This window comes from Desulfotomaculum sp. (assembly GCF_982386235.1).
On record NZ_CEVWQM010000006.1, the window covers coordinates 39098 to 48210 of the forward strand.

Sequence of the window (9113 nt, forward strand, 5' to 3'; positions counted from 1 at the left end):
TTAGTACAAACCTCCGTTTTCTATATAATCCCTGGCTGCACCGCTTTATTGTCGGTGCAGTACTCTTTTATCTCCATCCAGGGCATTTAAAGCATCGTCCAGCTCAGCAAAGTAATGCTCTAAACCATCCTTGCGGGTTAGCACTAATTTAACAGCATCTACCACAGCCTCCAACTTACGCACCTTATCCAGCAGTTCTTTCCCAGCACCAGAAGAAAGAGTTGCGTCAATTCTGTTTATACCGTCTGTTAGATCGTAATTATTATCGGTAGCTGTTATATGGGAATATGTTGCTCTACATCTTTCCAACGCCTGCACCATCACCGCAGTATGGGCCTCCGCCTTATTAAGCTCGTCCACTGTGTAGGCATTGAGGGCGGTTAGACGGTCAATTTCGGCCTGTAACTTTTCAATTGTAGCCTTAGCTAAACGTTGAGCTTCGACGGTTTCTTCCATCAGAGCGATATCCTCTGACCGTTGAGCTTCCAACTCCATTGCCCTATTGATATACCAGGGCAAGGCATCACGTGCTTCGGCAATAAATTCAAAATCATCCGGTCTATCGTCCATATCATCAAGTTTGCAAATAGTAGTTACTTTTTCTTCGTCCATTGCCAACACCAGTCCTAAGTCGCAGTGCGCGTTTAACCATTTTCCTTTAGTGGCAGCCTCACAAATTGCCAAATCCTTCTCCATATCCCTCACGCTACCACCAGCCTTTCAAACTCCATCCTCTGCCTTTGCACAATCAGTTTTTGGAACCTGCGATCATAATTCAGCACCCGTTTATCGGTTAAACCAAACTTCTCAACTAGGTCATTCAACCGATCTCTGCCGAGTTCTATTTTGAGATCCATAAGTTTTATTCCTGGCATCCGATTCACTCTCCTTACGCTCCAACTGCTTTCCGCAACCAGCCCTTCTGCGGCTTCTCATTCCTGGCAGGGATACTGATCGTCTGCCATGTTGCCTTGCACTTAGGGCAAGTGTAATTTACAAAGATGCCGTCACGGCCGATCTCTTCGCCCGGAACTTTACAAAATAAGCACTTGGTTACCGATTCTAATTCGCTCATATAATCACTTCCTTGGAACATTTTTATATCAGGCGCCTTGATCGTTCTTTAATTGTTCAGCAGCCATCTTTAAACCAATAAGGTAACTTCTAACCCTTGCCGGAATTTCATCACCAATACTGTAAAACCACTCCCAATAATCTGGGTCCAGTCCAGAAATCAAATCATTATGACAACTATTAACTATATAAGCCCATTCATCATGAGTGTTGCATTCCCTTACACTTTCAAATAGCTCTTTCATTTCGTCATGGTCATATTTACTGCCACATTCTTTAAGTTCTTTTAACCATTCCCGAAGTCTCTTAACTGCTTTATTGCTATTAAAATCACGTCTTTCCCCGGAATAAGCAGCCATCTTACTTTCAAAGTAATCAAAATGATACTTAGTTTGGTTATGAAGATCGGCAGATTCCGTAAAGAAAAATACAGCTTCACCAAGGTCCCCAGAGACATACATTTTGTAACCGTCAAAAATGTATCTAACCATGTAGCATATAGTACCTGGTTTTTCCCATCGAAGAACTTTTAGATCTCCGTGTTCTTCATATGTTGCCTTGTGATCCTTAAACCAATGGGTTCTTATATCTTGTTCAATACCTAATGGCATCTACTCCACCCCCTGGTACAATTTACCACTCACGAAAGATATAATTTATCCCCGGCGGTTGTGGCCGCCGAGGGTGGTTATGCATTACGTACCATATTAATGCTTTGGAGGTAACGGAATTTCTGGAACGTCTTGTAATTCCGAGTTATCTGAGAACATACTGCCTTGCTCTGTATCGGGCGGAGGTGCAATTGACCTTTCAATAACTCGCTCTGTACCGACAATTAGCTCATCAAGTTTTTTATACAGCAGATCCCACTGTTGTTCGTTTAATTCACTCAAAGATTTAACGCTGTACGCATGATAAACAATCGCCTTGGCTTTTTCCTGTGCAAACTCACTATCAACACCAGTCTTATCGGCCAGATTATTAACAGCAGCAAAGAAAGCTTTCCGAGCCTTATCGGGGTCTACTAACGATGTATTGTTTTTACCTTGTTGCTTTGTTTGTTGTGGCTTTTGCTGAACTGTTGATTGTTGGTCTGGTACAGGTGGTGGCGCAGGTACATCTACCCCGCTTTCTAGCCATTCTAAGAACTGTTTGCCTAATGATGGATTTAACTGAAATACTCTACCGTCAACAATAGAAGTACGATCCTTACTGGAGGTGCATTGGTGGTCTTGGTCTACGTCTACGAAAGTGGTAAATTCGTATTCCATACCATCCCTTTGGATTGGTTTCATGCCAATCTTGCGAATTACAGTTCTACCAGTGGATGGGTCTTTCTCCTGAACGTGTTCCATCTTAGCCCTAAGAGTGGTTATGATATGGCACTTGCTGGAGAGGATAGCTTCGACCAGACGGTTATGCATCGGGGTAATGTCTCTCCACGCCGTCCAGGAGTTCACGCCTGGTTTGTTACTTTTTTCGATTTGGCCTTTCTTATCTAGGAGGCCACCCTCGCCGTCCCATGCATGTGTTAGGGAGTCTATAATAATTACCTTAATATCAGCTTGTTCGCACTCTTTAATGGCTGCTACATATTTATCCGGGGAATAAGGGGCGGTCAGTGAAATTATGTTATATTCGCCTATTTCAGTGCCGCCTTTATTGCAGTTGGCATACAGATCACCACTGAAGTTCTCGCTATCAATCAAGCAAATGTCTTCCCAGTTACCAGTAATGCCATAAGCCATCAAGAGCGATCCCAGTGTTTTACCAGCACCGGAAGGTCCGCTTATCCCAAGGCGAAGTTTGGCCTTTCGCCGTTGGGCTTTGCGCATCATTCCCGCCATTACACATCAACCTCCACTGTGAATTTTGGCTCCCGCTCAATAACTGTAATGCCGGGGATAATCTCACCTGTAGCAGGGTCAATGGCTTTATCATCGTTGATTTGAAGCTGTTTCTTTAATCCCGACCAATCCAGCTTTGGCTCCTGTGGGATAAGTACATCTGGTTTACTGTCCTTTGCCCAATCCTTTATAGACGATTCATCACGCTGAAAATCTGGCTGCTGCTTGGTTAATTTCAACCTACCATAAGGCGTCTTGATAGTCTTTACCTTGGGGTCATTCTGGAATAAACCTCTGTGATAAGCCTCCAGTATCCCTATAAAAAATTGCCTAGAAGAGTCAATATCGCGAATTTCCGCTTCCATCCACCCTTGGATGCGACTTAGTTCTGCTTGAGCAACTTTTTTAATGTCATCTTCCTTTGCAGATAGAGCGCGCAGTTTTCGCATGGCCCATGTTGCTTGTTCAAGGTTAGTAATGCGAAACTTTTGTTCCTGATCTTGCTCTAAGACCCCGGCAGCATCCTGCAGTATATTTTCAGTTTCATTAGTTAACAATGCGTTCATATTTGAACCTCCGTTATTTTCATCTACTCCCCAGGCTTTCCCTGGCTAAGGGGTGCATTACCTTAACCGGGGTCCTGGAGGTTCCACCCATCCGAGAGGGTGTCCGTATCCCTCTCGGAAACTTAAGCTACCTCAGTACTTACCTGCTCGGTCAACTGGTCCAGATAAATTACAACTTCCTTGGTTTCGCATGTGCTGTCATCAATATTGGTTAGTGTCTCGCCACACTCGGGGCAATGGTACGTTTCCTGATCGTAAAACTCAGAAAAGCGTTGCTTGCACTTGGGACAAACTATCCTGCGGATATCCAAAGTTGCTGTTTGTCTTGACATCGCTATTGCCTCCTTTACCCCGGTTTTCCCGCGACGGAGGGGACATTGCTCCGCCACGGGTCCGAAGCATTTCCACCCTCGGGCCGTCCGTATGGCCCAAAGCTCTTAAATTCTGCGGATTAAAATATGTTACGTTGCCTTTCTCTGTTGTAACTGGCACCATGATGCGACCTATGTCGTTCTCGAATGGTGGCCCCGCAATTATGTAGGTGCCGAGGAATTCGTGCTCTACCACCGTCCCAACAGGCCACGCCATTGACTTGTCCACCCTTCAGGTGTTAAACTTTGATTAGGTATTTTTCGCTTGGCCGCCACTGCAATGGCGGTTTTTCCTTTTTGTGCAATAACCTTGATGCTCAAGTTTATCTACATGCCTAGCCATGACTAGAGCAGTTGATCTGCCGTACCATTCCTGCAATCTCGTTAAGACGGTTTTTGCGCATGTAATGAGATCGGCACATTCATCCTCAACAGATTCCAAAACCATTCCCTGTTCTTCGTTAAACCTACTTCCCTTGGGCCTATTTCTAAGCAGTTTTTTCGCAATGCTCACCTTTTCAAGCACTTCCAAGGCTTCTTCCTCTAACTTGTCCAGAGCCACCAACGGATGATCGTCGGACTTGTCCAAGTACCTGGTTTGAAATAAATTCCCTTGGCATTCGGCACACCTTTCTTCGGAAAGCCTAGGACTTTGCAGGCTCTCAATGATGCCAGCTTCGATACTGCGAGGCATATTTCTTGTGCCGCTAATATATAAACTCATGGTGCTTGGTGCCACATTTACAGCCTTGGCAAGGCTTTTAAAGCTAACTCCGTAGTGTTCCGCTTCTTCGCGGACTATGGTAGCAAACAAAACCTCCCCCTCCTTTTCATCTTGCAAACTACACCCGCCTGTAAGTTTGCGGGCAAGAGTGCTAAACTTAACTTAACCCCAATCCTTCCCCCGCCCGGTTGGTCACCGGTACTAGCCGGGCATTTCCTCTTTCCAACCTTCCGGCAGTTCTTTGTTTTCATATCTGGTACCGATAACCGTAACCCATTTATCCGCCCTACTGTCTAGTCCGTAACAATCACCTTCTGGGCATTCAGCATAAAAGCCAACTGCTTTTCGTTCGTGTCTTTCAAAGTCAAGGTAAAAATCTTGATCACTGTCTAAAACGTCCTGATCTTGATACTCGCCATATTTAATTACTGCTTTGTTACTATGAAACAATTCAACTATGTCGCCCTCATAGATTTCCTTGCCGTTTTTGTCCAAGAGTGCAGTAAATTGCATGATATTATCTAACTTAATCCATTCGTCATGTTCATCACCAAAAGTATCTGTGTGCGGATAATTTGCGAAGCATACTAAATTTCCGTATTCATCACATCGAAAATCGTAATCGTAGTGCTCATCGATGGAATAAATCAACTTTTCTTCGTCTTTGTCCCACGCCCGAAATTTAATCTCTCTCGACACCTTTCCACCCCCCTCACTTCGTCAACTCACAAAGCATCCAGAAACTTATCACAAACACAACCAGCCCACCCATTGCCCAGGCCAGTGCCTCCTGCAATACCAGAAGAGGCTTACACTTTTCCATAGACCAGCTTTTGCCGCAAAGCCTAATGGCTTCATCGTTGATCTTTGTTTGCATGGCTCACCTCCCTGCTTGGTCTTTTTCCGCGGAGCATTGACCAGTATTCATTGCAGATACCGTTGTATTCATCCTCTGCCATGGTGCCTGCAAGAATTAGTGTTAGGGCAAGGAGGTAAGCGCTTGCCTCGGCGCGTTGCTCATCACCAAAACGAGATTCCTTTGCTTCTGCCCAACCAGTGGCAGAACGCATGATAAACCTGTCCAGTGACTCAAACTTGTACGCCTCGAAGGTTACGTCGGTATTCGGCAGTCTGTAGCTGGGTGTGATCTTTTCCATGGGGTGTCTCCTTTCTAGCCCAGGTACCTTCTTAGTCCCAATCTTTCCGCAAGGCCCTTAAGAGCCCTAAGCCCTTCGCTAACAATTTCATGGCTTTTATGATCACCCGCTGCATGATAATGCTCTACTGCTTTTTTGTATTCGTCGATAGCACCAACAATGATTTTGATTTCCCGCTTTGTCATTTGGTAGTGCCTCCTTTCTAGCCGACCGTTGTTATCTGTTCCTGAGTCCCTGCCCAAGACAATAACTCATGGGACCTAAACAGTATCCGCTTGCCAACCTTAAAATGTGGGATTTTGTTTTGTTTTACAAGTGCATATATCATCCATTCGGATATGCGGAGCAACTGTTTTGCTTCGTTGGCCGTAAGGACTGGAGGAACCTGAGTAATTATAAGTTGATCTGCTACCTGTGGAGTTGGTGGTTTTAGTGTCGGTATTTTTTTGCCACATTCCGGGCAAAACTTGGCCCCTTCTAAAACTTCTGTCCCGCATTTACACTGCAGATTACTCACCCCCTAGCTCTAAATCATTGATACATTTACATCGGTTGCATTTAATTGATATCTCCAAGGTTCCGTTAAGATTAAATCGCAAAAGCAACTTGCCACATTTCTCACAGCGAATTTCAGTTATATGCGCCACCTCCCTTGGCCTAGTCGGTGCCGGTTGGCCTTAGTGTTACTACATCTTTGAGCCTAGCTTTAATTTCTTCGTAAGAAAAACCAATCCTAAGCAATCCGGAAATGGCTACTTCGGCATTTTCCACTTCTGCAAGCTCTTGCTTTGTAAGCTTGTCCCGAAGCTGGTCATTGTTTTTGCAACAGCGCTCTAAGCGTAGCTCCTTTGTCGTTTTTCCGAGTGACATTTGATAAGCCATATCTGTAAAGTGACGGTACCTCCAATGTTTATTTGGGCTTTCTGGTATATGATCACGAATGGCATCTGTCATGGTTCTGCGACGAAGCTTGCCCAACTCCCTTTGAAGCGACCATTCCTTCTGCTGACGAGTTGATACTTCTTCTAGGTTGAGTAAATAGTTCCTGACCAACTTCGCCACCGGAGATTCGGTGAGCAACATTCCAATACGAAGAACTGCTCTTTTAGGTAAAATGGTTAATTTCCTAGTTTTGTTAGTGACACCATGTAACGAACAAAGCTTTTTTAAATGTTTTCCTTTAATGATCTCGATCCCATCTTCTGAAAATTCTTCCTTGTTTCTCGAAAGAATTTGTCTGATGGTAGCTTCTGGCACTTCATAATAGAACGCTACTTGTTGGATAGTTGACCTCATATCTTTTGTTAGATACGGCAGAGCCTTCACTTTATCCAGAACACTACACTGGCCAATAACCTGCTGGCGGGCTGTTTTACTCTCGACAAGGATTAAGTCTTTCATGTGGGCCTCCTAATTCTCAATCCCAGTTGCATCTACTACCACCTGCGGCCCTAATGGTCGTCCACATCCTTCACAAAAATAAGCTGGTAAATCACCGATAAAACCGCAGTGTTGGCAAGTGTATTTATTTTCCACTCCTTGCCTCCTTTTCTGGTGCCCGCCAATGATACACGGCTCCCCTTACAAACTCAATCACAAATCTTGCTTCTTCCCCGCTATGAGTTTTGTCGTGCAGTACCCCGATAATATCAGCACCTACTCTAACTAAGTCACCAACCCTAGCCAAGCTTGTAGGTTTTTGTGCTTGGATTTTTCTTATTTCACTGGTTGCTGCAATTTCTTCGGCCAGTTCAACTAGAATTTTTAGAGTTTCAATTTCGTAAGGAGTAATAGCGTTAGGAGAAGACAATCTACACACCTCCTTCCGTGCCAGTCAGCCTAAAATTAGATTTGCTTATATCCCCACTCTTAGTTTCTAAGAATGTATCTTCAAAAAAAATTTTGGGGTTTACGCTCAGCCCTTTTGTGCAAATTGCTTCAAACAAATCTGCAGCCATACGCTGACGCCCTAGCTCAATGCCATTTAACGTTTTAACCGAAATACCAACCTGATCGGCCACCCATGTTTGAGTAATGCCATGGTTGATCCGATAACTTCTAACTCTTTCATGAAGCTTCATAATGCCACCCCCTTCTTAAAAGCTAAGAACTTATTATAATAATAATTCTTAAATACTAAGATGTCAATGGTATTTTCTATTTTTTTAAGAACAAATTCTTTGTTTTAAAGAATAATGTTAGAATATAGCAGAGGTGGGTATAGTGAATCAAATTGTTGGTCACAGATTAAAAAAAGCGAGATTAAATAAGAATCTCTCTCAGATAGATGTTATGGAGCGCACCAATATTAACAATAAAACACTATCTGGGTATGAAAATGGCGTCAGCGAACCTGATTTTCAAACTCTAAAAGTATTAGCGGATCTTTACGAAGTAACTACCGATTACTTAATAGGAGTTACTAATAATCCAGAATCACTAAGGCATAGAAATACAATCGAGGAACAATGGCCCGAAGGAGTTAAAGTATTACGCCGAGCCCACAGCAAACTAACCCCAGAAAAGCGCAAAAAGATGCTGAGACTGATTGAAACATACATACTAGACGAAGAAGATGAGACCTAGAAGAGTAAGAAACAGTCGGGCGCGGGCGATTGCAAGGATGTTTTTAAAAGAAAAAGAATTAAAACATCCTCCAATTAATGTTATCAAACTAATTGAAAAGTACGGAAAAATAATATGGGACAAAGAGGCTGAAGAAGGATTTACAGTCTATCACGAACAAAAAAATAAATATTATGTTTTTATAAACCCAAGAGCTATTCAGGGTAGAAAGAATTGGACCCTGTGCCATGAATTAGCTCATATTGTTTTAGGACACTTCATTGATTTTGATATGGACAATCTTAGCCCTAGGGAAGAAAAGATACTTGACCGAGAATGTGACATTTTTGTTCGAGAATTTTTAATGCCCGAGGAGTGGGTTTTTAAGTATTGTAAAACCCCTCTTACCGTGCCGCTAATCGGAAAAATCAAGGACAAATTTGACGTCTCATGGCAGGCTATAACAAATAGGTTTTGTGAGCTAAATATATGTCAAAAAGTCGAAATAGATGAACTATTTAATGAATGGAATAGTCGCAGGGAAAAAGTGAGTATTTGCATTGATCACAGCATAGTGGAAATCCATTATCAAAAACCTATTTTTGCTAGTGAAATTAATTCTTGTTTATCACAAGGAGCAGGGGGGAAGATAACATTGACTAGACCAATTAAAATTCCAAATACTGATAGCAATAATAGGTACACAGAATGTCCTGTATGCGGAAATAGCATTTTTTCTTATGATGCAAGTTTTTGTAAGATTTGTGGACTACTTGCATAATGACTGCCTGAATTCTCCCTACGATCCA

At 43.0% G+C, this 9113-nt stretch carries 17 protein-coding genes; 2 read left to right on the top strand and 15 right to left on the bottom strand.

What is annotated here, in order from left to right; translation table 11 throughout:
• Positions 1-45: 45 nt before the first annotated feature.
• From AC1U9Z_RS05040 to AC1U9Z_RS05110, 15 genes are all read right to left on the bottom strand, one after another.
• Positions 46-696 carry a hypothetical protein gene (locus tag AC1U9Z_RS05040; RefSeq protein WP_479956060.1) on the bottom strand — a complete coding sequence of 217 codons (651 nt, stop codon included), beginning with the start codon at positions 694-696 and terminating at the stop codon, positions 46-48.
• Between the two features lie 5 nt (positions 697-701).
• The gene (locus tag AC1U9Z_RS05045; protein ID WP_479956062.1) at positions 702-875 is read right to left on the bottom strand and encodes an aspartyl-phosphate phosphatase Spo0E family protein; all 174 of its coding nucleotides are present in this window, start codon (positions 873-875) and stop codon (positions 702-704) included.
• A gap of 228 nt (positions 876-1103) precedes the next feature.
• Positions 1104-1685 (bottom strand): hypothetical protein, encoded by a 582-nt coding sequence (locus tag AC1U9Z_RS05050; protein WP_479956064.1) that lies wholly within the window; start codon positions 1683-1685, stop codon positions 1104-1106.
• 96 nt (positions 1686-1781) lie between these two features.
• Positions 1782-2921 carry an AAA family ATPase gene (locus AC1U9Z_RS05055; protein ID WP_479956066.1) on the bottom strand — a complete coding sequence of 380 codons (1140 nt, stop codon included), beginning with the start codon at positions 2919-2921 and terminating at the stop codon, positions 1782-1784.
• Positions 2921-3487 (bottom strand): host-nuclease inhibitor Gam family protein, encoded by a 567-nt coding sequence (locus AC1U9Z_RS05060; protein ID WP_479956068.1) that lies wholly within the window; start codon positions 3485-3487, stop codon positions 2921-2923. Before AC1U9Z_RS05060 ends, AC1U9Z_RS05055 begins: the two co-directional genes overlap by 1 nt.
• 122 nt (positions 3488-3609) lie before the next feature.
• Positions 3610-3819, bottom strand: a complete 210-nt coding sequence (locus AC1U9Z_RS05065) for a hypothetical protein (RefSeq protein ID WP_479956070.1) — start codon at positions 3817-3819, stop codon at positions 3610-3612.
• A gap of 289 nt (positions 3820-4108) precedes the next feature.
• Positions 4109-4672, bottom strand: a complete 564-nt coding sequence (locus AC1U9Z_RS05070; protein WP_479956072.1) for a hypothetical protein — start codon at positions 4670-4672, stop codon at positions 4109-4111.
• Between the two features lie 111 nt (positions 4673-4783).
• The gene (locus AC1U9Z_RS05075; protein ID WP_479956074.1) at positions 4784-5281 is read right to left on the bottom strand and encodes a YopX family protein; all 498 of its coding nucleotides are present in this window, start codon (positions 5279-5281) and stop codon (positions 4784-4786) included.
• Positions 5282-5294: 13 nt separating this feature from the next.
• Positions 5295-5459: a hypothetical protein gene (locus AC1U9Z_RS05080; protein WP_479956076.1), complete on the bottom strand. Its 165-nt coding sequence runs from the start codon at positions 5457-5459 to the stop codon at positions 5295-5297.
• Positions 5437-5739 carry a hypothetical protein gene (locus tag AC1U9Z_RS05085; RefSeq protein WP_479956078.1) on the bottom strand — a complete coding sequence of 101 codons (303 nt, stop codon included), beginning with the start codon at positions 5737-5739 and terminating at the stop codon, positions 5437-5439. Before AC1U9Z_RS05085 ends, AC1U9Z_RS05080 begins: the two co-directional genes overlap by 23 nt.
• A 14-nt stretch (positions 5740-5753) precedes the next feature.
• A complete protein-coding gene (locus AC1U9Z_RS05090) occupies positions 5754-5924 on the bottom strand; it encodes a hypothetical protein (RefSeq protein WP_479956080.1) in 171 nt (56 codons plus the stop codon).
• A gap of 17 nt (positions 5925-5941) precedes the next feature.
• Positions 5942-6256: a helix-turn-helix domain-containing protein gene (locus tag AC1U9Z_RS05095; RefSeq protein ID WP_479956082.1), complete on the bottom strand. Its 315-nt coding sequence runs from the start codon at positions 6254-6256 to the stop codon at positions 5942-5944.
• A gap of 140 nt (positions 6257-6396) precedes the next feature.
• On the bottom strand, positions 6397-7140 hold the full coding sequence (locus AC1U9Z_RS05100) for a hypothetical protein (RefSeq protein WP_479956084.1): 744 nt from the start codon (positions 7138-7140) through the stop codon (positions 6397-6399).
• A 124-nt stretch (positions 7141-7264) separates the two neighbouring features.
• Entirely contained in the window at positions 7265-7549 is a 285-nt protein-coding gene (locus tag AC1U9Z_RS05105; RefSeq protein WP_479956086.1) for a hypothetical protein, read from the bottom strand.
• Between the two features lies 1 nt (position 7550).
• Positions 7551-7820, bottom strand: a complete 270-nt coding sequence (locus tag AC1U9Z_RS05110; RefSeq protein ID WP_479956088.1) for a helix-turn-helix domain-containing protein — start codon at positions 7818-7820, stop codon at positions 7551-7553.
• 142 nt (positions 7821-7962) lie between these two features.
• On the opposite strand from AC1U9Z_RS05110, the gene AC1U9Z_RS05115 reads away from it, so the two are divergent.
• Positions 7963-8325, top strand: coding sequence for a helix-turn-helix domain-containing protein (locus AC1U9Z_RS05115; RefSeq protein WP_479956090.1), 363 nt, complete (start codon positions 7963-7965; stop codon positions 8323-8325).
• Positions 8326-8362: 37 nt separating this feature from the next.
• The gene (locus tag AC1U9Z_RS05120; protein ID WP_479956092.1) at positions 8363-9085 is read left to right on the top strand and encodes an ImmA/IrrE family metallo-endopeptidase; all 723 of its coding nucleotides are present in this window, start codon (positions 8363-8365) and stop codon (positions 9083-9085) included.
• The last annotated feature ends 28 nt before the right edge of the window (positions 9086-9113 follow it).

Bases quoted from the DNA above. Each gene is read 5' to 3' on its own strand.
- AC1U9Z_RS05045 (WP_479956062.1), bottom strand. From the start codon at position 875: ATGCCAGGAATAAAACTTATGGATCTCAAAATAGAACTCGGCAGAGAT.
- AC1U9Z_RS05065 (WP_479956070.1), bottom strand. From the start codon at position 3,819: ATGTCAAGACAAACAGCAACTTTGGATATCCGCAGGATAGTTTGTCCC.
- AC1U9Z_RS05120 (WP_479956092.1), top strand. From the start codon at position 8,363: ATGTTTTTAAAAGAAAAAGAATTAAAACATCCTCCAATTAATGTTATC.
- AC1U9Z_RS05055 (WP_479956066.1), bottom strand. From the start codon at position 2,921: ATGGCGGGAATGATGCGCAAAGCCCAACGGCGAAAGGCCAAACTTCGC.
- AC1U9Z_RS05085 (WP_479956078.1), bottom strand. From the start codon at position 5,739: ATGGAAAAGATCACACCCAGCTACAGACTGCCGAATACCGACGTAACC.
- AC1U9Z_RS05100 (WP_479956084.1), bottom strand. From the start codon at position 7,140: ATGAAAGACTTAATCCTTGTCGAGAGTAAAACAGCCCGCCAGCAGGTT.
- AC1U9Z_RS05040 (WP_479956060.1), bottom strand. From the start codon at position 696: ATGGAGAAGGATTTGGCAATTTGTGAGGCTGCCACTAAAGGAAAATGG.
- AC1U9Z_RS05080 (WP_479956076.1), bottom strand. From the start codon at position 5,459: ATGCAAACAAAGATCAACGATGAAGCCATTAGGCTTTGCGGCAAAAGC.
- AC1U9Z_RS05060 (WP_479956068.1), bottom strand. From the start codon at position 3,487: ATGAACGCATTGTTAACTAATGAAACTGAAAATATACTGCAGGATGCT.
- AC1U9Z_RS05110 (WP_479956088.1), bottom strand. From the start codon at position 7,820: ATGAAGCTTCATGAAAGAGTTAGAAGTTATCGGATCAACCATGGCATT.
- AC1U9Z_RS05090 (WP_479956080.1), bottom strand. From the start codon at position 5,924: ATGACAAAGCGGGAAATCAAAATCATTGTTGGTGCTATCGACGAATAC.
- AC1U9Z_RS05050 (WP_479956064.1), bottom strand. From the start codon at position 1,685: ATGCCATTAGGTATTGAACAAGATATAAGAACCCATTGGTTTAAGGAT.